The organism is Neoakkermansia glycaniphila, assembly GCF_001683795.1.
Lineage (GTDB): Bacteria > Verrucomicrobiota > Verrucomicrobiia > Verrucomicrobiales > Akkermansiaceae > Akkermansia > Akkermansia glycaniphila.
Genome location: NZ_LIGX01000032.1, coordinates 68,704 through 93,082, shown reverse-complemented (window position 1 = coordinate 93,082; position 24,379 = coordinate 68,704). Strand labels below are relative to the sequence as shown.

Genomic DNA, 24,379 nt, shown 5'->3' with positions numbered 1-24,379 from the left:
CCAACAGTCAACATCAAAGCGCCGACTCCTCAAAGTCGGCGCTTTTGCTTGCAAAACTGTTTCCTTCCGGCTTTTTCAGAGCGTCAGGAAATTCTTCTCGTCACTCACGAGAGCGCGCAGCTGAACCACCATGAAACGCATCTCGTTCAGCAGGCCGAGATACAGAATCGACGAGCGCGTACGGGACTGATTGCGCTGCGCCCGCTTGATCTGGCGCTTCGTCGCCCTGGCCAGCACCTGCAACAGCTCTTCCTGCTCGACGATCGTATAATCGTAATTGGCATAATTGCCGGAAGAAAGCATGCAGCTGATCTCGTCGATATAACGCTTCATCTTGCCGTACACCTCCTTCATATCGTCGTTCTGCTCCACGGAGAAAGGAGTGTGGTTATTGTCCACATAATTGAACATTGAAAGCGTATACTGACTAAGACTCGTCGTCGCTTCATTCAAATGATCCAGAGCCTGCACATAATGATAGCCGGAATCAAGGGACTGGCTCTGCATCTTGTACAGAATCGGCAAGACATCGTACTTGTGCTGTTCCGTATTGCGGGCGGAAAGACTATCGGCACGGAGGGACAAATCCTTCAACTCGCGGCGGTCGCCTCCGGCAAAGGACGGAAACGCCTTATCGAAAATCTCGGCAAACTCGGCGACACTGTCCGACACCTGCTTGGAACAAACGGACACGATATTCTCCTCAGTCACCTGTTCCACCGCTGTTTTGCGAGAAATCTTGGCCTCGCGGCGGCTATGGTAAATCGAAGAACGCACCAGAATGAAGGCCACGAGTGCCAGCAGCGGGAAAATCGCCCACTCCTGCCCGTAATGAAGCACTGTCGCCATCACAGCAGCCAGAAGGAACGCAGCAAACCCGGTCATGAACCAGCCGGAAATCACCGTCAACACCCCCGTCACGCGGTACACCGCGCTCTCGCGCCCCCATGCCTTGTCAGCCAGGGAACTGCCCATCGCCACCATAAAGGTCACATATGTGGTGGACAAAGGCAACTGCATCGACGTCGCACAGGAAATCAGCAGAGAAGCCACAGTCAGATTCACGCTTGCGCGAATCAGGTCGAACGAAGGCCTGTCCTTCGGATTGGAAGCAACGGGCACCGGATCCCAGCGGCGATTCATCCGAACCAGCATACGGGCGGGGAAAAACTTCTTGCACACATCGCCCATGGCCAGAGCGCCGCGCACCACGGCACGTGCGGGGGGAATCGACCCGAAACGTTCAATACCGCCGTCTCCCTGCCGGGAGAGCTCAACCCCCGTCGCGATCACCGTCTTGGCCTTGCGTGAGAACCACAGGGCGCCGACCATCACGAAACCGGCAATCATCAGATACATGCGGTTCGGATCGCACGGATGCCCCTTGCCGAGGCAAGCCATGGAAGCAGGGTCCCACCCGTCATGCACGAACCAGAAGGCATCGTGAGCACCCATGAACACGCCGATAAAGTTCACGAGATCGTTTCCGGCGAAAGCCAGAGCCAGCGAAAACGTACCGGCCAGCACGGTAATCTTGAGCACATTCGCCATGAACAAATGCTGAATCAGCCCCATCAGCACCGTCCAGAAAGCAAATGCAACAAGCAGCGACACGCCGAGATTCGTATCGATCCACTTCATCAGCATAGGGTCGATCACATACTCCCCGTCGAAATTCTTGATCGACTGAAGCCCTTTGAACATGGCGAAGTAGCAAATCGCCGTCATCGCCAGACCGCACCAGACCGCACCGTACATCTTGAACGGCCTCTGGTAGCGGAACGAAAACATCAGGCGGGAGAACCACATCACGATCGTACCGACCGAAAACGCGATCACCACCGAAAGAAGAATCCCCGAAACGATACCCAGCGCCTGATCCGTATTCAGGAAAGTCGAAATCTCCTGCGGATTCTTGTAAAAAGCCGTCGCCGTCGCCGAACCCAGAATACCGAAGACGAGAGACACCGTCGTCGAAGTCGGCAGGCCGAACGTATTGAAAGTATCCAGCAGAATCACCTCGCACAGCATCACCCCCAGAAACAGGAGCATCACCTCATGGAACGTAAAATACTGGGGATGGAAAATCCCGTTGCGGGCCACCTCCATCATGCCTCCCGAAAAAATGGCGCCCACCAGAACCCCGATCGAAGCAACCGTCAGGATCACCCGTACGGGAGCGGCCTTGGAACCGATGGCCGAAGTCAGGAAATTGACCGCGTCATTTGATACGCCATTGATCAGGTCAAAAATCGAGAGGCACAGAATAGCGAGCAGAATAATCCAATAAATAGTATCCATAAACAGTAGAACATCACGCCGCGACCTCAAGGCAAGGCCCGCCGCGCCGGCATCCTTCTACCACAGCCGCGCCGTTTTGGCGATACCTTTTTTTTGCCGGAAAACCGATTTTCCGCCGTTCGCACGGAACGGCGGAGCGCTCGAAACCGCAAGTCCGCCTATCTGGCCCGGATCTTGCCGATCGCATTTTCCGCCATATTGCGGATCGTCCCGTCGTGCCTGCGGGCCACTTCCTCCAAGGCATCAGTGGACTTCATCGTCCCAACATTGCCCAGCATGCGCACCGTATCGTTCACAAGCTGGATGTTATCTCCATCCTTGCGCAACACTTCCAGCAAACGGTCTTCCGCATGGCTGCCGAGCTTCTGCACGGCGGCGTCCCAATCTCGAGGATTCGCAAGCCACTGCTTCACGACCACATCCACCATCTCATCGGGAGCCGTCTCGACCAGAAACGTCACCATCTCATCAGGCACCTGCTTTCCGGCAGCCAAATACCGCAGGAACAGGCTTTGCACCGTATCCTTCGCCGTCTTGCGCTCCAGAGCCGGCATCATCGAATCACCGCCATAAACCGCCAGCGCCTTGCCTGCGGAAGCCAGCACGGGACTATCGATCTCCCACGGCTCATTCAGCAGAGCCACCAGAGCCGCCCGGATATCCGAACGGTACGAAGCCGTATTCGCCAGCATCAGCCGATTCGCGGCATCCGCAATCCGGCTCGGATCGAAACAGCGAAGCTCATTGATATTGGCATGGGCGAACGAAGAATTGAACTTGTCCTGCACGATATTGCTGGCATACTCGTTCTGGTAATGCGACAATTCGGGATCGAACGCGACCTCATATACATCGTTCTCCGCAAACCGCAGGGAACCGAGGCGCGACAGAAGAGCCTTCAGCGCTCCGTCATTGAGCCGCGAACCGTCGATCGTATACAGCACGCCCCCCGCGCAACTTTCTGCCGATACGGAATCGCTGCCCGTCATGCGCTGCAAGAATGGGCGCAGCTGTTCGCGCACCATGTGGCTGACCTTATGCACGTACACGGCCGTATGCTTCACATTCGGCATCTTCTTCTTCCGCTCATAAAACCCCTCCAGCATCCGGTCGTCCAAAAATCTCGATGTACCCTTTTCCGAAGCGGGTGAAGCCTGCGCATCGGCATACACCTCGGCGGCCCCGGCCACATTGGCATGTTGCACCGGAGGCCAGATATCGGGAATAAACCATGAAAAAGCCAAAGCCGCAAGTCCGGCAAAAAACATGATCCATCTGTGATGGCGGCTGCTCAACCAGATCAGCCCCGCCGCAATCGCACCGAGAAAACAGACCAGAATCCTCTGGTTCGTCTCCGACATATTCGTCAGGATACCGAACTGGGACGACTCCGAAATCATGAACAACCCGGCCATACCGGCCACAAGCACTACGCCAAGAATCAAAAGCATATACTGTGCAGGCTGCACCTCGCTCCCATCAAGCGACACGCGAGAAAACTGCCCCGCGCGGGAAAGCTGCTTCCGGCGGCGAATCTCCTGCTCCCGCTTCAACTCCTCGAAACCGGAGGAATGGGCGGACTCGGCCTTCCGGAAAACTTTTCTCAAACAATCCGGGCAAGTATCGACCGAGGAATCATCCTCGGCTTCAAACTCCTTCCGGCATTGGGAACATACCTTTTTCATGACGATAAAAAGGTGACATAAAACTTGTCAGAAATCAACCCGGAATCAGCGCATGCCTGCATTTTTCAGTCCATCAGATCATATGTCGCTCCCGGTTCAGGGATCACGATCTCCATTCCGGGAAGAATGCGCTGCACTTCATCCCGCATCCACTCGATCGCTTCAGGATCTCCGTGCACCAGCACCACCCTCTTCGGATGCAGCAGGTGAATATATTCCACAAGGGCTTCGCGCGGAGCATGCCCCGAAAAATCGAAGCTCTCCACGCGGCAATTGCGAGGCACCGCCTGTCCGCCCTTCTCGCGCAGCTTCACCAGCTCCCCGGGAGGCGTCGCCTTCAAAGCGCCGGCCGGAGAATCAGGATCGCAATACCCAACGAACAGAATGGCATTGTTCGACTTCGGCAACACCTGCTCAGCCAGAGAATTGGACGGCGTCTTCTCATTCATCATCCCGCTGGAAACCAGATAGATATTCCCCGGCGAGACACGCAGAGGAGCTTTACCCTGCCGGGGAAGAGGCAGCGTCTCCACCACCTCCTTCAGCCGGTAGCCCGGATTCATGCGCGGAGTCACATCCGACAGCTTATCGTAAATACCCGTCACCTTGGAACCCAGCCCTCCGAAATACACGGGAACATCGGGAATCTTTCCCTCCTCCTTGAACTTCTGGATATTGTACAACAACTCCTGACTCTTGCCCAGAGCAAACACGGGAATCAGCACAGCGCCGTTGGCCGCCAGAGTCTCCGAAATGGCACTGGCCAGACGCTCCAGCTCCTTCTCGCGCGTATAATGCACGGCTCGCTCGGCGCTCCCGCGCGTACACTCGATAATCAGCGTATCCACCCCGTCCGCGGGAAGATCCGCACCCGGAATCATACTCTGGTCTTCAAGCTGAATATCGCCCGTATAAAGAACGCTATGGCCGGAAGGGGACTCCAGATACACCCCGCACGAACCGAGAATATGCCCCGCATCGTACAGCACGGACATCACCTCGCCATGCTTGCCGATCCGGAAAGCTTCATTATAGGAGCGCTCCGTCCACCCGTCCACAATGCGATCCAGATCGCCGTGCGTAAAGAAAGGATACTCCACGATCCCCTCGCTGGTACGCTTCGACGTCATCACATTCACGGAATTATGCAGCATCGCTTCCGCCAGCACGGCCGTACCGTTCGTCATATACACGGGAGAGGAGGGGTAAAGCTCCTGCAGCACGGGTAAGGTACCGATATGGTCCAGATGGGAATGCGTCACAAAAATCGCATCTGGAGCCTTTTCTCCGATCAGGGAATACTGTGGCTTGGCTGCATGGCCTTCGCGTTTCGGATGCATACCGGCATCCAGAACCACCCTCGTACCGTCAATCTCCAGCAGGTAGCTATTGGAACCTATCTCCTCGGCACCTGTCAAATTCGTAAACTTTATCATTTGCTCGGAAGAGACTGGACGAGTTGCACCGTTCTGTCAACCCGCGACTATGACTGCATACCGAATTCCGGCTTGCACACCCCCCGTTTCATATGGCAAAATCGCGCAAGAAATGAAAAACACCCACTCTGTTCTCGTCGCCCTGGCAGCAGGAGCATGGCTTCCGGCGCTTCATGCCGACCAGCCCCCTGCCCCGGCAGCGCAACCGCCGGCGACCCCGGCCGCTCCCGCTCCGGCTCCCGCGCCCCCTCAGGAACAGACCGCCATACAGGCCCCTTCGGCAGGCTTGCCCATCCTCTTCGACATCCGGCAGGCCGAAACCGTCAAACTCCGCGACGTCCGCGTCCAGATCGCCTTCCTGCAGCACGAAGCAAGGTACTCCATCGCCTGCACGCTCGAAGACATCCGCACCAAAGGCAAAGCCCACCCCATCGACATCGCCGTACCCATCTGGTACAACCCCGCCGCCAACGAACGCAAACTTCCCTTTGCGCAGGCCGTCACCGGCATCTCCGTCTCCAAAAACGACCTCAAACAGAAATTCGTCCTCGCCGAAGGCAAACACCCCCAGCACGGCACACCTGCCTTCCGCGACTTTGACGACACACGGCACTGGATCCAGGCCAGCATGAAAACGGAACCCGGCCTGCAAGTCGTCAACTTCACCTTCACCCTGCCCTACAGCAGCGGCAGCCGCATCAAGGAACCAGCAACCGGCGCAGTCGAAATCCCCGCCCCCGGCCTCAGCTTCCGCCTCCCCTACCTCTCGGCTTGGGCTGGCGAACCCCTCCGCAGCGGATCCGCCACCTTCATCCATTCCGAAATCTACCCGCAGGACGTCGACATCAAACTCGACAACCTCGAACGCGCCGAAAACGGCACCGCCACATGGGACTTCGTCAAACACCCCCTGCCCGCCGACCGGCAAAACACCTTCGACATCTCCGTCGGCCAGCCCTGCATCGTCACCGGAGACACCTGCACGTGGAAAAACGGAGCGAAATACCGCCTCAGCACCGACTACGACATCACGGCCAGCTCCACACTCCCCAAAGACATCATGGGCAACGAATGCTCCGCGGAAAACCTCAAAACGCCCGGCAGCGGCCTCTGGGCGGAAAACACACCCGGAGACGGCGAAGGGGAATACCTCCTCATCAAACCGAAAAACCCCAGGCGCACACAGGGCATCCTCATCCAAACGGGCGTCACGCCATCCGTCCAGAGCACCGTCGACCCCACGGCCCGCACCCACCCGGCCACCACCTACTCCATGTACACGCGCCCGCGCAGCATCCTTGTAGACATCAACAACGGCGAAGACACCTACACCGTCACCCTCAGCGACGACTGGAACCCGCAAACCATCACCCTTCTGGACAAAGGCAAACCCGTCAACTCCATCAAGCTCACACTGCAGGAAGCCTACCCCGGCACCACGGACAGCAGCTGCTACATCCAATCCATCCAGCTGATCGACCCCGCATCAAAATAATTGGCAGGCCCGCATTCCATGATTGCATTCCTGCAGCAAATAAAGTAGATTCCCGATTAAACAATTTCTTCCTGATCTATGACAGACGACACCTCTCCTGAAGACAAAAAGACGACCATACCCGCCGGCGCACCGATCAAGAAAGTAGATCCCAACGAACTGGCGGCACGTGCAGCAGCCAAAAAAGCCGAAGCCAGGCCGATCGCCCGCAGAGTACTCGTCGCCGGAGGAGGCGAAATCGGAGAACGCCCGAAACTCTTCTCGCAGGCCGACGAAGTCGAAATCCAGAAACCCCGCTTCGTCACCCCCATCCTGAAGGAACAACTGGAAAAAGAGGCCGCCGAAGCCGCCGCCCGTGCCGAAGAAGAAGCGGCGCGCGCCGCCGAAGAGGAAGCCCGCAGGGCCGAAGAAGAAGCCAGGCTCGCGGCAGAAGCCGCCGCCCGGGCTGAAGCGGAAGCCGCGGAAGAAGCTCGCAGGCTGGCTGAAGAACAGGCAAGGGCCGAAGAAGAAGCCCGCCTTGCTCAGGAAGAATACGAACGCCAAATGCGCGAATACGAAGAACAGCTTGCCGCCTACGAACGCCAGCAGGCGGAAGAGGCACGCCTCGCAGCAGAACAGGCTGCGGCCCAACAGGCGGAGGCAGCACGCCTCGCGGCAGAACAGGCAGCAGCCCATACGGCTGCACAACAGGCCGCAGCGGCAGCTCAACCTCAGGCAGCCGCCCCCACTCCGGCTCCCATGCCCGTAGCCGATGCCGCCGGCGCACCGCTTGCAGCCAATCTCCAGGCCACGCTCGACCAGATCCGCGCCATGCAGGAAGCACTTGCCGCACAAGCGCAGGCCATGGCCATGGTCGCCCAGCAGGCCGGCCTCGCTGCCCCTGCAGCACACCCTTATGCGGCTCCGGCCTTTGCTCCCGCCCCTCTGGCGGGAGGCACCCCCCTGCCCGCAGCTCCGCCAGCTCCGGCGCCAGCCGCAGCCCCGGTCAAACTGGGTGCACCGAAACTCTCCCTCTCGGCCTTGAAAGGCACAGCTGCACCCCATCACGACCCTGCTGCCCAGCCGGCGGCACCCGCCACGCCCGCTTCACCCTTTGCCGGAGCTCCGGCTCCAGCTCTGGCACGCCCCTCTCTGGCGGCGCAGCCCCACACTCCGGCTGCATCGCCGTTCGCCTCGGCTCCGGCACCCATGCTTGCGCCCCACGCCGCCGCCGCACCGGAAACGGCTCCGTCCGAACCCGCAGCTCAGGCCGCACCCAAACTCTCCTTGAATGCAAGCCCCGCCGCTGCGCCCTCGCTGGCTACGCCGAAACTGGCACGCCCGGGCCTCGCCCTGCAATCCTCTGCCTCTGCGGCCGCCGCTCCCGGTACGCAAACGGCTGAAGACCCGGAAAATCCGGACGCCGCTGCCACAGAAGCCGCCGAACAGGCCCGGCAGGACGCCTACTACCAGGCGCTTCAATCCGCCGCAGCCCAAACGCCATGGCACAAAAAGAAAAGCGTCCTCTTCATGCTGGGCGGCTTTGCTGCACTCTTCATCGGCGTCGGCATCGCCCTCTACTTCAAAATGCAGGATGACAAAGCCCAGCAAGAGGAAGACAAGAAAATTCAGGCACTGCTCAAAGTTGCCGAAGGCATCAACAAATCCCTCATCAAGGAACCGAAAGGCGACCTCTCGCTCGAAGCCTTGCAGCAGAAAAACGTGGGCCTTGGCAGCATCAACAAAGACTCGTGCCAGCGCCTCCTCCGCGTCATCAAAAACAAGGACCGCGACATCGGCGTTGCACGTCAGGCCATCATCTACCTCGCCGTCATGATGGCGCAGGATGCATCCCTCTGCCAGCTCGTCATCGACGACATCGTCAAAAAGCCAGAAGCCTACGACAAGGACCGCTTCGACTGGCTCACCCAGAACATCGCCGCCACGCGCATGCCCAATGCCAAGCAACTGCTGCTTGACCTCGCCGAAAAAATCAACACCAAGGCACCCGACAATAAAGACATGTACATAGGAGAAATCTACAAAAACATCGCTGGACTCGTCGATGCAGGAGATTTCGACGCCATGGTCAAACTCGTCAACGATGAAAAAACATCCGGCAAACTCGCAGGAGCACTGGCAAACAACCTCTACACCATCATCGAAAGCACCTACAGGGAAAACCCCGAAGCCGCCGCAGCTCTTGGTGACAAGCTCGTCTCCGACATCAACGAGAAAAAAATGGCAGGCCAGCTCCTGCTTGCCCTTGCTCAGGCCGGATCTCCCAAAGGCTTCGAAATGATCAAAAACCGCATGGCCAACGCTCCTGACCCGCGCATGGCATACGGCGTCTGGACCAACGTCAAACAGGCGCTCTCCATGTGGAGCAACGACTCCGTCGTACCGTACCTCGTGGAACTTCGCACAGCGGAAAACCCGATGATCGCCAAGGAAGCCGACACCGCCCTGGCCGCTCTGATCAACCATGACTCCTCCCGCACCGACGAAGAATTCGACCGCCTCGTCGCCCTCGTCTACGGAGACCTGAACACGGACACCAGCGAATACGACGAACTCAACAACAAACTCTCGCCCGGTTCCGCCATGGAAGTCAAATCCAGCGACCCGAGCTACGCCGGACTGCAGGCACGCATGGAAAAAATCAAACCCATCCATAACCAGAAAATCATCTTCTGTACATCGTTGGCCAAACACACAGCGAAACCGCACATCATGCGCTATCTGGAAAAAATGAGCAAAGACTCCGACCGCCTCGTCGCCGTCGAGGCCAAATCCGCCATGACCCGCGTACAGGAAAACACCAAAAAGGCTGAAGCGGCAAAAGCTGCTGCAGCTGCCAAAAAAGATTGATTATCGGCTATCCGCCACGCTTGAGACACCGTTCCGGACATCCGGAACGGTGTCTTTGCATATCGGCGGTTACGCCAAGAACCTCCCGAACGGCTATCAAAAAAAGAACCCGCAGCACGCTCTCCTTCAAACATCCTCACACCTGCCCAAGCCCTCCGTGCCGAGACTTATTTTATGCTCGCCAAAACCCACCCGATAGAGTAGAATCCCCTCACCTTGACAGCCACGACGGCCCGAACGGGCCACGGCCGCGTCAAGACCACATCTGATTGCTGACTATGTCCGACCTCACACAGCCTTTCAAGAGACTCCCCGTTGCAGTCATCGGCACCGGTTCCTACGTGCCTGAACGCCGCCTCACCAACGCCGACCTGGAAAAAATGGTGGAAACCTCCAACGAATGGATCGTGGAACGCACCGGCATCCTCGAACGCCGCATCGCCGCCGAGAACGAACATACCTCGCACATGGCAACAAGAGCCGCCGAGCGTGCGCTTGAATCTGCCGGAGTATCCCCCGAAGAAGTGGATCTCATCATCGTCGCCACCATCACGCCGGACACCTTCACCCCCTCCACCGCCTGCTACGTCCAGAACAACATCGGAGCCAAAAACGCCGTCGCCTTCGACATCTCCGCTGCATGCTCCGGCTTCCTCTTCGCCCTCAAAACAGCCGTCCAGTACATCGGCTGCGGACAAGCCAGAACAGCCCTCATCATCGCGGCTGAAAAACTCTCCACCGTCGTCAACTGGGAAGACCGCTCTACATGCGTCCTCTTCGGCGACGGCTCCGGCGCAGCCGTCCTCCGCACGGGCGACCAGCCCGGAGACGGCGCAGTCCTCGCCTCCGACATCGGCAGCGACGGCTCCCTGCACGACCTCCTCCGCATCCCCGGCGGCGGCTCCGCCTGCCCCACCACCACGGAAAACGTCCACGAACGCCTGGCCACCCTCGCCATGCGAGGCAACGAAACATTCCGCCACGCCGTCTCCCACATGAAGGAATCGGCCACCTCGCTCATCGAACGGGCCGGCATCCAGCCGGAAGAAATCAAACTCGTCGTACCGCACCAGGCCAACCTCCGCATCATCAACGCCGTCGCGCAACGCCTCACCATCCCGGCAGACCGCGTCTTCGTCAACCTGCAGAAATACGGCAACACATCCGCCGCAGCCGTCGCCATCGCCTTCGACGAAGCGCGCCGCGAAGGCCGCTTCGGCAAGGGAGACATCGTCCTCCTCGTCGCCTTCGGCGCCGGCCTCACATGGAGCTCCGCCGCCATCCGCTGGTAAACCCATTCCTCCCCGCGCCCAGACCCATCATCACATCATCCACGTTCGACATGACAGCAGAACCATACGGTAAGAAAAACCCCTTCCCGGCCCCCGTACTGGGAGTCAGGCCCCTCACCGCACCCGGCAGCGCCAAAGAAACCATCCATGCCGAATTCAGCCTCGAAGGCTCCGGGCTCGAATACGTCACGGGCGATGCCCTCGGCGTCATCCCCTGCAACGACCCGGCACTTGCCGATGCACTCATCGCCGCCCTCGGCCTGAATCCCGATGCCGCCGTACCCACCCCGGAAGGAGACTCCAAACCGCTGCGCGAAGCCCTCATCTCGAACTACGACATCACCACCGTCAACAAAGGCATCCTCACCAAATGGAACACCTTTGCCAACTGCCCCTACCTTGCCGAAATCATCGAAGACAAGGAAAAACTCAACAACTTCTGCTGGGGCCGCGACCTCCTCGACCTCGCCGGCATGAACCACAAGCCGAACTTCGGCAGTGAAGAAGCCTTCGTCGGCATCCTCAAAAAACTCATGCCCCGCCTCTACTCCATCGCCTCCAGCCCCACGGCCCACCCCGGGCAGGTACACCTGTGCGTCGGAGCCGTCCGCTACACCGCCTTTGACCGCCAGCGCGGCGGCGTCTGCTCCACCTTCATGGCGGACCGCATGCCCCAGGGCAGCACGGCCAGAGTCTTCATCCACAGCAACAAAAACTTCCGCCTCCCGGAAAACTCCGCCCTCCCCATCATCATGGTCGGCCCGGGCACAGGCATCGCCCCCTTCCGCGCCTTCTGGGAAGAACGCATCGCCACCGGAGCCACAGGCCCGAACTGGCTCTTCTTCGGCAACCCGCATCAAGCCACGGACGGCTGCTACACCGACGAACTCGACACACTCGTCTCCGAAGGCAAACTCAAACTCTCCGTCGCATGGTCCCGCGACCAGGCTGAAAAAGTCTACGTCCAGCACCTCATGGAACGCGAAGGCGCAGAACTCTGGGCATGGCTCGAAAAAGGCGCATGCTTCTACGTCTGCGGCGATGCCTCCCGCATGGCCAAGGATGTCGAACAGGCCCTGCTCGACATCATCTCCCGCTACGGCCACAAAACCGCCGACGAAGCCGCCGCCTATCTGGCAGCCATGAAAACCGACAAACGCTACCAGCGCGACGTATACTAAAACGGCCTCGCATCCCCTTTGCAACGCACGTTTCCGGATCGGGAACGTGCGTTTTGCATGCAATCCCACATCGCTATCAAGCAAGGAAGAGTCACGCGCTCCCTGCATGACCGTCCCTTTTCCCGCGAAGAACCCCGGAACAACATGTAACCTGCTCCGCCTTCCGCACAATATCCACCACACCGCAAACCAGGCTTGACAAAACGAACACCGATCCCCTAGACTGCCATGATGCTCCCTATCCTTGTCATCCCCCTTTGTGCCATTTTGAGCCGGCATACCCTTGTATCTTCCGACGAACAACCGGCAAAAACTCGTCCGGTCGGCATCCTGCACGCCATATTCAACCCGCCCCCCCGGGAAAACAAACAAGACAGAGAATTGCTTGACATCGCCGCAACAATCACCCAATCCCTCTACGAACCACCCAAAGGCGACCTCCGGCTCGAAACCCTGCACCGGAAAAACGTCGATCTGGGAACCATCGACCGACCGGCGGCTCAACGGCTCCTCCGCCTCATCAAAGACCCGGAGCGCGACATGGGCGACTCCCGGCAGGCCATCATCTACCTCGCCGTCATGATGGCGAAGGACGAAACCATCCGCCAGCTCGTCATCGACGAAATCGTCAAAAAACCTGAAGCCTACGACAAAGAACGCTTCGACTGGCTCACCCAGAACATCGCGGCCACGCACATGCCCAATGCCAAGCAACTGTTGCTCAATCTAGCCGACAAAATCAACACCAAGGCTTCCGGCAATCAGGACATGTACATCTTCCCAATCTACAAAAACATCGCCGGACTCGTCGATGCGGGAGATTTCGACGCCATGGTCAAACGCATCAACGATGAAAAAACATCCGGCAAACTCACAGGAGCGCTGGCCAACAACCTCTACACCATTATCGAAAGCACCTACAGGGAAAACCCCGAAGCCGCCGCAGCTCTTGGCGACAAGCTCGTCTCCGACGTCAACGAGAAAAAAATGGCAGGCCAGCTCCTGCTTGCCCTTGCTCAGGCCGGATCGCCCAAAGGACTCGAAATGATCAAAAAACGCATGGCCGCCGCCACGGATCCCCGCAACCAATACGGCGTCTGGACCAACGTCAAACAGGCTCTCGCCATGTGGAGCAACGACTCCGTCGTACCGTATCTCGTGGAACTGCGCACCTCATCCCATCCGATGATCTCCAAGGAAGCCGACACTGCATTGGCTGCGTTGCTCAACCATGACTCCACCCGCACCGACGAAGAATTCGACCGCCTCGTCGACCTCGTCCACGGAGATCTGGACACGGACACCAGCGCATACGAGGAACTCGACAAATGGCTCTCCCCCGACTCTCCCTCCCGGCTTTCTGAAAGCGATCCGCGCTACGCCGGACTACAGGCACGCATGGAAAACATCAAACCCATCCATGACCGGAAAATCATCTTCTGCAAATCGTTGGCCAACCACACCGCAAAACCGTATATCCTGCGCCATCTGGAAAAAATGCGCATGGATCGCGACAGACCCGTCGCCCGCGAAGCGAAACAATCCCTCGAACGCGTCCACTCAAACACCCGCAAAGCAACCGCTCACACACACTAAGTCTCCAACCATCAACATTCCATGAAAACACACACCCTCATCCCCACCCTCGCCTGCCTCGGCATCCTTGCACCCGCCATGGCAAACACGCAGAAAACGGAACCAGCGCCGACACCCCAAACCGCCCCGCAATCCATAAGCGCCGACATCAAAACCTACAGGCAAATATGGATGGACTTCTTCTCCCTGCTCGACACCATACAAGACACGGCAAGCGCCAACAAAGCCGTACCGGCCCTGCAAACTCTGAACAACCGGCTGAACGCATTCCAAGCCGCCCACCCCTATAACCGACTCTCCGAAAACGAACGGCAATTCATTCAAAACACCGGTCAGGAAATCCGGCGCATCAACAGCGAGAAAAAACAGGCAAACCGCATCATCGACAACGCCTTCTATCAATCCGACTCCCTCCTCGTCTCCCTCACGGACGAAGAATGCCCGTTCAACGCCCTGTTCCGCAACCAAAAAACGGAACACTACGCCATGCAACTTGCCTACAAGGCACAGGAAACGGCCGACCAGCCCAACAACCCCTATATATTCGCCAAAGACGACATGGCAAAAGATGCCGAACAACGCCATGCCAACCTGCTTGCCCAACCGGACTCCCCCTATCAGGGCGGCATGGGATTGACTGAGGAAGACGCCGTCATCCTGCACGAACAGAACGAAGAAAAACAGCAGGAACTCCAATACGCCTATCTGGAAACCGTCTACCCGGCAGCCAAACCCTTCTACGGACTCGTACAGGCGACACCGGACAACGGATTCTACAACATCATCATTGTCAACATCAGTGACGACATTGAAAAACGCACGGGCAAACGTCCGGAACAACCCGCGCTCATCCCCGTCTACTTCCGCATAGACACACCGGCAGCCAAAAACGAAAAGCCGGAAGAAAACTGACCGTCTCCGCCACCTGTGAACACAAAAGCACTCCTGCCATTCCTCGCCATATCCGGCGTCCTGTCCGCCGCACCGGACGCCGGAAACACGCTCCACTCCGCACCGCCAACCGCAACCGCTCCGCAAAACGTACGCGAAGAAATCAAAGCCTACCGCCACCTGATCGAAGAATACTTCGCCCTCCTCGCCACCATTCACGACACGGCCAGCGCGGACACAGCCGTACCGGCACTGAAAGCCCTGGGCATGCGGCTGAACCGCTTTCATAAGGAATACCCCTACGAGCAACTCCCGAGAATCGAACGGCAATTCATCAACCGAACCTATCTTGCATTACACGAAATCGAATCCAACAGGAAAACGCCGATCCGCATCTCCTCCAAGGACTTTTATCACTCCGACGCCCTCTTCGAAACATTGGCCAAGGAACTCCCGCCTGTAAGCCCTGCCTTTGAAGACACCCATTACCTGCCGACATCTGCACGCGACCGAATCCGACGCCAGCACCAGAACAAAGTGGATCAAGACACCTACGCCTTTGCCAGAATGCTCATCAAGGCGGAAGCGGAACAACGCCACATCCGCCTTCTCGCCCAGCCCGATTCCCCCTACCGGGGCGGCATGGGGTGGACGGAGGAAGACGCCGTCATCCTGCACGGAAACCATGGAAAAAACCGTCAGAAACTACAGGATGCCTACCTTGAAACCGTCTATCAGACAACACGCCCATTCGTTCGGCGCAACAAAACCGCCCCGGATGGAGACATCGTCACCATCCCCCTCGACGCCGCAATCGAACGGCACACCGGAACACGCCCTGACCGGCCCACCCTCCTCGACATCCACTTCCGCATCGGCACCCCGGTAGCCGGGACTCCAGAAAAAGCAGAAAAATCGCCCGGCACCAATTAATCCTCGGCGAGGCATGGCAAACGCCGAACGCCCACAGACACACTCCCGGCTTTTCGCGCCTCGCACCGTGCAGTATAGTACACATGCCATGCCTGAAAAGATCCATCTGTACGACACGACGCTGCGCGACGGTGCGCAAAGTGAAGACATCAACCTCAGCACGGCGGACAAACTGCGCATCGCCGTCCGCCTGGACAACCTCGGCATCGACTACATCGAGGGCGGCTGGCCCGGAGCCAACCCCATCGACACCGCCTTCTTCGAACAAATCCGGAAACACCCCTTCGAATATGCGCGCCTTGCCGCCTTCGGCAGCACGCACCATGCCTCCTCCACCCCGGAAAACGACAAAACCCTCCAGGCCATCGCCACCTGCGGCGCCACCGTCGGCACCATCTTCGGCAAAACCTGCCCCCAGCACGTCAAAATCGCCCTCGGCATCACCCGCGAACGCAATCTGGAAATCATTCGCGACTCCATCGCCTACCTCAAGCAGAACCTCCATCAGGCATTCTTCGATGCCGAACACTTCTTCGACGGCTACAAACGCGATGCCGAATACGCCCTCGCAGCCCTCGCTGCCGCCCATGAAGGCGGCGCGGACACCCTCGTCCTCTGCGACACGAACGGCGGCAGCATGCCCGAAGAAATCACGGCCATCATCCGTGACGTCCGCGCCCGACTCCCTCACGCCATCCTCGGCATCCATGCGCACAACGACTGCGAACTCGCCGTCAGCAACACCCTCGCCGCCATCCATGCCGGAGCGCGGCAGGTACAGGGCACCATCAACGGCGTCGGCGAACGCTGCGGCAACGCCAACCTCTGCTCCGTCATCCCCAACATCCTACTCAAAACCGGAGGGCAATGCACCTGCCTGCCGGAAGGCCACCTCGGCCGCCTGAAACAGACCGCCGCCTTCGTCACCGACGTCGCCAACATGGTACCCTTCCACCGCCAACCCTTCGTCGGAGACTCCGCCTTCGCGCACAAAGGCGGAGTCCACGTCAGCGCCATCAACAAGGAATCGTCGCTCTACGAACACATCGAACCCGAAACCGTCGGCAACAGCCAGCGCATCCTCATGACCGAACAGGGTGGAAAAAGCAACATCCTCTCCCTCGCCCAAAACCTCGGCTACACCCTCTCCAAAGACGACCCCATCCTTGCCAGCCTCTCGGAAGCCATCAAAGGTAAAGCTTCCCGGGGCTACGACTACGCCGCCGCCGAAGCCAGCGTCGAACTCCTCATGCTGCGCCACCTCCCGCAGAACCCGCTGCCGGAATTCTTCAGACTGCTCCGCCTCTTCGTCGTCAACAGCAAAACCGTGGCCGACCCGGACATGATCGTCGAAGCCACCGTCAAACTCGATGTACGCGGACAGCAGGCCCACACCGCCGCCGGAGGCCAAGGCCCCGTCCATGCCCTCGACAAGGCCCTCCGCAAAGCCCTCCTCCCCTTCTACCCCGAAATCGAAGACATGAAACTCACCGACTACAAGGTGCGCGTCCTCACCGTCAAGGGAGAAGCCGATGCAGACGGAGGCACCGCCTCGAACGTCCGCGTCCTCATCGAATCCTCGGACTCCCATTCCAACTGGACCACCGTCGGCGTCTCCTATGACATCATCGACGCCAGCTGGCAGGCCCTCTCGGAATCCTTCATCTACCACCTCTACCGCCGCCACCGGGGACTGTAAACATTGTTACACACTTGTGATTCTTCCGGCCGCTTTTCCGCTTGAGAAACCCGGCTCCGGTTGTATGATGGAGTAGTGAACGCGTTCTCCCTCCTCCTGCTACCGTTGCATCTCCTCTCCGGAGCAACCACACCCCCGTCTTACGGCGAAAAAGAACCTGTCCCCACCGTCTGCGCGGACACCGGCCAATGGAACCGGAACGGGCGGGAGGCCATCATCACCTTCCCGGAAGCCCTGATCGAACGCAGTGAGATATATGCCACGCCCGCACCAAGGGCTACCATCCGGGGCAAAAGAACGACCGCCCCCCAGCCGGAACTTCAATGGACCGATCAGGACACCCTCACCGTCCAATTCGACGGTTCCTTCCCGGCAGCCGAACCATGGACCGTCTCATTGCCCGAAGGCACAACCTACCTGAGCGGCAAACCCGTTCAGCCCCTCGAATGGACGGTTCATACGCCGCCCGTCCGGCTGGATGCGGAAAGGTTCACCAACGACGACGCCTCCTGCCGCATCCTCGTCTTCGGAGGACACCTCACGGACACTCCCGAAAAAGAATGGCCTCGCGAAGCATTGTCCCTCTCGCCGGATGCACCGCTGCAATACACCTACCGCAGCCAAGACGGCAAAAAAATCAAAGGCATCGCCCGGCCCGTCTGCAAAGGCGGAGAATGGCCCGAGCGGCATCGGGAACGCCTGTCCCACATGCCCGGATACAACGAACTGCCGCCGGGCGCCGTCCTGCCGGGAGTCGTATGCGTCCAGCCGGAACAGCCTCTCGACCTCGATCAGGAATGGGAATTCACCTGCCGCCACCTCCCGGGCCATCGGAGAATCTATGCCGACTTCCACCCAAGCAGCAGCATGAGCATATATCCATGCCACCTTTCCGCCGATTCCCTTTCCCTCACATACAACCAAGAGGACACAGGCAGCAGCCTCATCCCCGCCTACCCCGTGATGGAACTTCGCATGAATGCCGACTTCCGGAAAGAAGACATCCCCGGCATCTTCAACAACAGCCTTCGCATCTTCGTCGATGGACAGGAAGCGCAACAGGCAGACAAGGTGAACACCAAAACCCTCGTTCACAACGGGAAACGCATCGACTTAGAACTTCTCCCCTCCGGCGCGGACCTCATCACGCCCGAAATCGTCTACCTCGACGGCAACAACTACCATGACATCACGCAAACCGACCGCATCTCCCGCACCACAGACACCATAGCCATCCGCATCCACAGCGAGGACGAGCTTCCGGTCGAAATCCGCCTGCAGGCCGGCTTGAAAGCCCTGTACGGAAGAACCCTGCCTACCGGCCAAGCCATGACCCTCCGATGCGTTCCGGCCTCCCCCCACGTCATCCTCCGCCCGAAACAGGCCCACATCTTCGCATCCGGATTCCCTCATGAAATCTCCGTCGCCTCACACGGCATGCAGGAAATCACCCTCCGCGCCGGGCGAATCGAACCGGGCGACGCCATCCGGGCCATGCTCCTCTACCTGCAAGATCAAGACATCTCGGAACACAACGGACAGTGGTATAAAACCTGCCGTCTGGCGCGCCTGCTGATCCAGAAAAGCATCAACCGCACCACCCCCTTCGCCCCGCTCAGGCACATACTCGACACCACCGTCGAACAAACCATCGACAAAAGCACGGAAGACCTTCGGGAGACATGGAACAGAAAAACAGCCTTCCTCAATGCGGCGCTGCCCGCCACGCAAGAGCACACCCGCCGATGGCAGCCTTCTCCCATCACGGCCCCGCTCGACCTCAAAACGGAAATCCGGAACATCTCCCTCGACCGGATGCAAAACGGCCGCCCGGCACCGGGCATGTACCTGATCGATGCACAGGGAGCCCCCTCCTCCTTCCTGTGGCAGAGCATCCTGCCCATCACAACGGATGCCACCCTCGCGAGCTACCTGCTCGACTCCGGCCGCCACCGCGACCGCACCCTCGTCCAGATCACGGACCTCGGCGCATTCTGGCTGCCGGATGAAAACACCCTCCACGTCGTCGCCTTCTCCGTCGCATCCGGTACCGTCCGGAACGAAGCCCGCATCACCGCGTACGACCGGAACGGCACCGTTCTGGGCACCGGCATCACCCGGCAAGGCAGCACAAAACTCGCCATGTCCCAGCCGGACCAAACGGCCTGGCTCCTCGTCGAACACGGCAACGATTACGCCCTCATTCCCTGTTTGGAACCACCCTTCGACCGCCCCAGCGAAAGCACCGAACCGGAGGCAACGGCCAAACCGGCACAGCCTCAAGCACCCGAGCTGAAACGCAGCCTCATGACATTCACCGACAGGCCCGTCTACCGCCCAGGAGAAACGGTACACCTCAAAGCCATCATGCGCGGATGGAAGCAGGACCGCTGCCTGCCGCTGCCGCCGACTCCGGCCACCTTCACCCTCTACGGCAACGAACGGCAAATCCTCCGGGAGAAAACCGTTACATGGAGCGAATTCGGCACCTGCGACCTCAGCTTCAACCTCCCCGAAGAAGAAACGGGCACCTTCCGCTACACATTCACCTTCCCCAAAACACCCGGCATCGCCGCCGGGCAAAACTCCACTCTCTTCTCCGACGAGGCGGATTATGAAGACAATATCTCCGTCGAAGAATACAGGCGCAATGCTTTCGAACCGAAAGCGGAGCTCACCGCCGAACCCATCAACCCGAAAAAGGCGCACATCCGTGTCGAAGCGATCGACTTCTCCGGCGTACCCGTCGCCGGAGCGAACACACGCCTCATCATGAAAACGTATTCGTCATACTTTGATGCCGGCGAATACAGGCGTTACTCCTTCAGCCACCCGGACAAAGAACGGAAAGCAACCGACGAAACCGAGACCGTCGTCCTTGGAAAAGACGGCACCGGCAGCATAGACATGCCCATCCGCCCGAATGGAGTCACCAGCCTGTCTCTGCGGGCCGAAATAACCAACAACCGGGAAGAAACAGTCACTGCCACCGCACGCACAATCGTTTATCCCACGGAATTCATGGCGGGGCTCCACGCGGAACCCCGGTTCTACCGACCCGGAAACAAGGCCTCCCTGAAACTCGTCTGTACCGATACGAAGGGCAAAGGATGGACGCACGACGAACAAATCCGCCTCACCGTCACCCGGACAGAATACGTCAAAACGACGGATGCCGCCGGCATACAAAAGCGCGAACCCAGAGTAGTACACGTCCTGAACGACACCGTCACCGTCCGGGCCGCCCGCAATACTCCCGGCCAACAGGGAGGCACCGACTACGGCTTCATACCGCCTCACCCGGGCGAATACACCATCACCGCCACATGGACGGACCGCTTCGGCAACACCGCATCCAGTCAAACAACCACCCGATTGTTCACGGAAAACTCCATCTACCGCCCCAAGAACAATTTGAGCTTCCGTTGCGCATCGGCCGCCGTCGCTCAAGGGCAGCCGATCCCCCTGATCTTCGACGATCCCGTTGAAGGGGAACTCATCGTCTTCATTCACAGCCTCAAGCAAACCGCATCCCGAATCGTCACCGTCCCTCCCGGCACACGGAAAATAGAAATCCCCATGGATGCCACCAACGAACCCAATGTGGAAGTGACGGTTCTGAAAATCGCCCCGCCGGATGCCACAGGCCTGCCGGTCATCAGCAAAGGCTCCTGCAACATTAACATCGAACAGACGGCCAGAAAACTTCAAATCTCACTGAACGCCCCCGAAACCGCTGTTCGCCCCGGCAGCGAAACCACCGTCAGCGGTCAAGCCCTCGAACCGGACGGCTCCCCGTCCCAAGCGGAAATCACCCTCTATGTCGAAGACGAAGGCGCGCTCAGCATCCGCCCCTACCGCAATCCGGACCCGCTGGCACACTTCACGCCGCACCATACCGCCTTCCGCCCCAGCTTCGGCTACCCTTCCCATAGCAGTTACATCATGCCCGGTCTCGCGACATGGAACAGCTACACGCGTGGAGCAAACAACAACAACCCGCTTGCATTGCACCCTCTTCCCAGCCTCCACCTTGGCAGCAGGGACCTCCCTCTTTTCAACATGTACTTCGGCGAAGGCATTGATTTGGGAACCAGCTTCGGCTCCGGCGGCATGGGGTTCGGATCAGAGCAGGCTGGCGGAGCATACCTGCGCACACGCACCGACTTCCGCCCCTGCGCCTTCTGGAAAGCCGACATCCGAACCGATGAACAGGGCCGCTTTTCCGCCACCTTCACCACGCCGGACACACTGACACGCTACCGGGTCATCGCCGTAGCCGTCGGAAAAGGAGACCGTTTCGGCTCGGCCACAGCCAACTACACCGCCAATCAGGAACTGATGCTGACGGCAGGCACACCCTTCTTCATGAGCACGGGAGACAAACTCACCCTTCCCGTCACTGTCGTCAACAACTCCGACAAAAACGGCACATGGAACATCTCCCTGCAAGGAGGAGCCACACAGCAAATCTCCCTCAAGGCCAACTCCCAAACCACCGTCAACTTCGACATCGAAGCAACTGCCGAAGGCGCCAAAACCCTCCAATGGACGGCTCTACCTGCTGATGAACAGGGTACCTCGGCCGCCTCCCGCAGCGATGCCGTCGAAGGCAGCTTCGACATCATCCACCCCGCGCCCTCCCTCCGGGAAACACACTACCTCGTTCTGGATGGCAGCCATTCCACGATCGACCCCGGACGGCTCGTCTCCGACGAACTCGGAGCCTCAGAACGAGGAAAAATCTCGCTCAAACTCAGCGCATCGCCCTACCTTCATCTTCTGGGGGATGTGGACTACCTGCTGCAATACCCCTACGGCTGCGTCGAACAAACGGCATCCGCCACCCTGCCATGGATCCTCTTCGACCTATTGCAACCATTGAACGGCACCGCCCGGAACATCTCCCGGGAGCAGGCCCGCAAAACCATGCAAACCGGCATCGGCCGCATCCTGAGCCGCCAGAACAAGGACGGAGGATTCGCCTACTGGCAAAAAGGCGATGCTTCCAGCCAATGGTCGCCCTACGCCCTCCTCATCCTCCGCCTTGCGAAGGAAACCGGAGCGGACATCCCCGGACAAACCTTGGAGCGAGGCTATGACTACCTCAGGAAAAGCCCATACGATCACGGCTCCGAACATCAGGCCATGGCCGCCTACGTACTGGCGCTCGCCGGGAAAAGCGACAACATCCCCCTCCGCAACGCGATGGAACACCTGAAGGACACCTCGCGAACGGCCCGCCTGTATCTTGCCCTGGCTCTGCTGCAAACGCCGGACGACGGCACCCGGAACCAAGCAGAAACCCTGCTCGGCATGCAACACAACGCCACACACGCAGAATACTACCCGGAAGCTGATGAGGCACTCCTCTTCATGATCGCCATGAAACTCCGCCCCGAACAGGCGCACGCCGCCTTCCTCGACTGGCGCAAAACCGCCACGCAGAACCTACACCGCAACACATGGAACTCCGGCTGGAACCTCATCGCCCTGCATGCCTACGACCGCATGCACCGCAACGAGCCGAAAAACGGCCGCATCGAACTCCGCAGCCTCGATGGCGCCTCTCGCCTTGACCTCGGTACCGGCACCATCGCCCGCTCATGGAAAACGGAACCGGAGCGCACCGCCGTCCGGAACCTCGGCATCTCCGCCAAGCACCTCTCCGGAAGCCCCGTCTATGCCATCCTGGAAATCGAAGCCAAACCGGAAAACACCGAATATCCCGGCGTCACGGAAAAGGGCCTCACCGTCACCCGCGTCTATGAAACCCTCGATAGCGAAGGCCGATGGAAACCGACCGACTCCTTCCGCGTGGGCGACACCGTACGCGTCACCCTCACCTGCTCCAAACAGCAACGCGCCCTCCGATATCTCGCAATGGAAGACTGCCTCCCCTCCTGCATGGAAGCCGTCAACCCCGCCCTCTCCTCCCAGGCGATAGCTTCCCCGGACGAACCGGCCCGTTCCACGGCAACGTCAACCGCCATCGACCACCGCGAATACCTCAAAAACCGCGTCCGCGTCTTCGCGACCCGGTGGAATGCAGGCAACACCCTCCACATGAGCTACCTTGCCCGCGTCGTCCGCGCCGGCACGGCAACCGCACCTCCGGCCAAGGCCGAACTCATGTATGAACCACAGGTATACGGCCTCAGCCCGAACAAACGCATCACGGTCAGCCCGCGCTAAGTAACATCGCTTGCGTGCAAAAACGTGGAATAGCGCCTTAATACGGCCATTTCTCAGGATTTTTCTCAAAAATTTGAAAGATTCGGCTTGTGTCATACGTAATGAGTATGGTTTATCTGCATCATGACGTTTCGCTCGCGCTTCCTTTCTCTCCTCACCACATCGCTCCTGCTTTCGGGACTTGTTTCCTGCCAGCAGACGCGGAAGGGATCGGAAACGCCTACGGGTGTCGTCACCACCATCATGACCGGAACCATCGTCCGCGTCAAACACGTCAAACTCGTCGTCGACACCCAATCGGGAGCCTTTGCCAGCATGACGGGCAAAGCGGCAGGCACCATTGCTCCATCCATTATCGCCGAAGGCACGCAGCACCTCGCCGCAGCCGCCGGTTCCCTGCTCGACAACAAACTGGAAGAAGCGCCCGGTGTCCAAATCCGCGTCCGCATGGACGATGAAGCCGGCACATTGAAGCAAATCACCCAACTCGCCTCACCCGAAGACAGCTTCAAGGTCGGACAGAAAGTCTGCATCTCCATCGGCAATACCCCCGGAAACGTCTTCCCCGACTGAACCTTGGCCGCACCCTATCCTCCTCTGCGACAATTCGTGCCACACATAGAGACATATTGTCACACCATGCGACATATCGACACACAACGCGAGACAAAATGTCTCATAAAAAGCAGCACACACGAGCGCCCAACAAATAAAAACAATTTATAATCAAAACAATTCGTTTTTGGCACAAAAATTGCTCTACCAAATAGTGAACAATGATGCGACACACAGCATCAACATAACATCCACCAACAATCACGAATA

13 protein-coding genes are annotated in these 24,379 nt (G+C 58.9%); 10 read left to right on the top strand and 3 right to left on the bottom strand.

Going from position 1 to position 24,379, the window contains the following annotated elements:
* Positions 1–75: 75 nt before the first annotated feature.
* The 3 genes from AC781_RS09165 to AC781_RS09155 form a co-directional block, all read right to left on the bottom strand.
* The gene (locus AC781_RS09165) at positions 76–2,301 is read right to left on the bottom strand and encodes an inorganic phosphate transporter (RefSeq protein WP_067776950.1); all 2,226 of its coding nucleotides are present in this window, start codon (positions 2,299–2,301) and stop codon (positions 76–78) included.
* Between the two features lie 158 nt (positions 2,302–2,459).
* Positions 2,460–3,986, bottom strand: coding sequence for a hypothetical protein (locus tag AC781_RS09160; RefSeq protein ID WP_067776947.1), 1,527 nt, complete (start codon positions 3,984–3,986; stop codon positions 2,460–2,462).
* 65 nt (positions 3,987–4,051) lie between these two features.
* The gene (locus AC781_RS09155) at positions 4,052–5,422 is read right to left on the bottom strand and encodes an MBL fold metallo-hydrolase (protein WP_083076886.1); all 1,371 of its coding nucleotides are present in this window, start codon (positions 5,420–5,422) and stop codon (positions 4,052–4,054) included.
* A 112-nt stretch (positions 5,423–5,534) separates the two neighbouring features.
* Here AC781_RS09155 and AC781_RS09150 point away from each other — a divergent pair, with 112 nt between their 5' ends.
* The 10 genes from AC781_RS09150 to AC781_RS09105 all read left to right on the top strand — a co-directional run bounded on the left by AC781_RS09150 (position 5,535) and on the right by AC781_RS09105 (position 24,127).
* Positions 5,535–6,917, top strand: a complete 1,383-nt coding sequence (locus AC781_RS09150) for an NADase-type glycan-binding domain-containing protein (RefSeq protein ID WP_067776944.1) — start codon at positions 5,535–5,537, stop codon at positions 6,915–6,917.
* Between the two features lie 78 nt (positions 6,918–6,995).
* Positions 6,996–9,767: a hypothetical protein gene (locus tag AC781_RS09145; RefSeq protein WP_067776940.1), complete on the top strand. Its 2,772-nt coding sequence runs from the start codon at positions 6,996–6,998 to the stop codon at positions 9,765–9,767.
* Positions 9,768–10,045: 278 nt separating this feature from the next.
* The gene (locus tag AC781_RS09140) at positions 10,046–11,059 is read left to right on the top strand and encodes a beta-ketoacyl-ACP synthase III (RefSeq protein WP_067776938.1); all 1,014 of its coding nucleotides are present in this window, start codon (positions 10,046–10,048) and stop codon (positions 11,057–11,059) included.
* 50 nt (positions 11,060–11,109) lie between these two features.
* On the top strand, positions 11,110–12,240 hold the full coding sequence (locus AC781_RS09135; protein WP_067776935.1) for a diflavin oxidoreductase: 1,131 nt from the start codon (positions 11,110–11,112) through the stop codon (positions 12,238–12,240).
* A gap of 228 nt (positions 12,241–12,468) precedes the next feature.
* A complete protein-coding gene (locus tag AC781_RS09130; protein WP_067776932.1) occupies positions 12,469–13,836 on the top strand; it encodes a hypothetical protein in 1,368 nt (455 codons plus the stop codon).
* A gap of 21 nt (positions 13,837–13,857) precedes the next feature.
* A complete protein-coding gene (locus tag AC781_RS09125; RefSeq protein ID WP_067776929.1) occupies positions 13,858–14,748 on the top strand; it encodes a hypothetical protein in 891 nt (296 codons plus the stop codon).
* Positions 14,749–14,763: 15 nt separating this feature from the next.
* The gene (locus AC781_RS09120) at positions 14,764–15,660 is read left to right on the top strand and encodes a hypothetical protein (RefSeq protein ID WP_067776926.1); all 897 of its coding nucleotides are present in this window, start codon (positions 14,764–14,766) and stop codon (positions 15,658–15,660) included.
* A gap of 88 nt (positions 15,661–15,748) precedes the next feature.
* A complete protein-coding gene (gene cimA, locus AC781_RS09115) occupies positions 15,749–17,359 on the top strand; it encodes a citramalate synthase (protein WP_067776922.1) in 1,611 nt (536 codons plus the stop codon).
* Between the two features lie 75 nt (positions 17,360–17,434).
* On the top strand, positions 17,435–23,554 hold the full coding sequence (locus tag AC781_RS09110) for an alpha-2-macroglobulin family protein (RefSeq protein WP_067776919.1): 6,120 nt from the start codon (positions 17,435–17,437) through the stop codon (positions 23,552–23,554).
* Positions 23,555–23,677: 123 nt separating this feature from the next.
* A complete protein-coding gene (locus AC781_RS09105) occupies positions 23,678–24,127 on the top strand; it encodes a hypothetical protein (RefSeq protein WP_067776916.1) in 450 nt (149 codons plus the stop codon).
* Positions 24,128–24,379 lie beyond the last annotated feature (252 nt).

What these genes read in the sequence shown, in the direction of transcription:
- AC781_RS09150 (WP_067776944.1), top strand. Translation starts at nt 5,535, where the DNA reads ATGAAAAACACCCACTCTGTTCTCGTCGCCCTGGCAGCAGGAGCATGG.
- AC781_RS09155 (WP_083076886.1), bottom strand. Translation starts at nt 5,422, where the DNA reads ATGATAAAGTTTACGAATTTGACAGGTGCCGAGGAGATAGGTTCCAAT.
- AC781_RS09125 (WP_067776929.1), top strand. Translation starts at nt 13,858, where the DNA reads ATGAAAACACACACCCTCATCCCCACCCTCGCCTGCCTCGGCATCCTT.
- AC781_RS09140 (WP_067776938.1), top strand. Translation starts at nt 10,046, where the DNA reads ATGTCCGACCTCACACAGCCTTTCAAGAGACTCCCCGTTGCAGTCATC.
- AC781_RS09160 (WP_067776947.1), bottom strand. Translation starts at nt 3,986, where the DNA reads ATGAAAAAGGTATGTTCCCAATGCCGGAAGGAGTTTGAAGCCGAGGAT.
- AC781_RS09145 (WP_067776940.1), top strand. Translation starts at nt 6,996, where the DNA reads ATGACAGACGACACCTCTCCTGAAGACAAAAAGACGACCATACCCGCC.
- AC781_RS09130 (WP_067776932.1), top strand. Translation starts at nt 12,469, where the DNA reads ATGATGCTCCCTATCCTTGTCATCCCCCTTTGTGCCATTTTGAGCCGG.
- AC781_RS09165 (WP_067776950.1), bottom strand. Translation starts at nt 2,301, where the DNA reads ATGGATACTATTTATTGGATTATTCTGCTCGCTATTCTGTGCCTCTCG.
- AC781_RS09135 (WP_067776935.1), top strand. Translation starts at nt 11,110, where the DNA reads ATGACAGCAGAACCATACGGTAAGAAAAACCCCTTCCCGGCCCCCGTA.
- cimA (WP_067776922.1), top strand. Translation starts at nt 15,749, where the DNA reads ATGCCTGAAAAGATCCATCTGTACGACACGACGCTGCGCGACGGTGCG.
- AC781_RS09105 (WP_067776916.1), top strand. Translation starts at nt 23,678, where the DNA reads ATGACGTTTCGCTCGCGCTTCCTTTCTCTCCTCACCACATCGCTCCTG.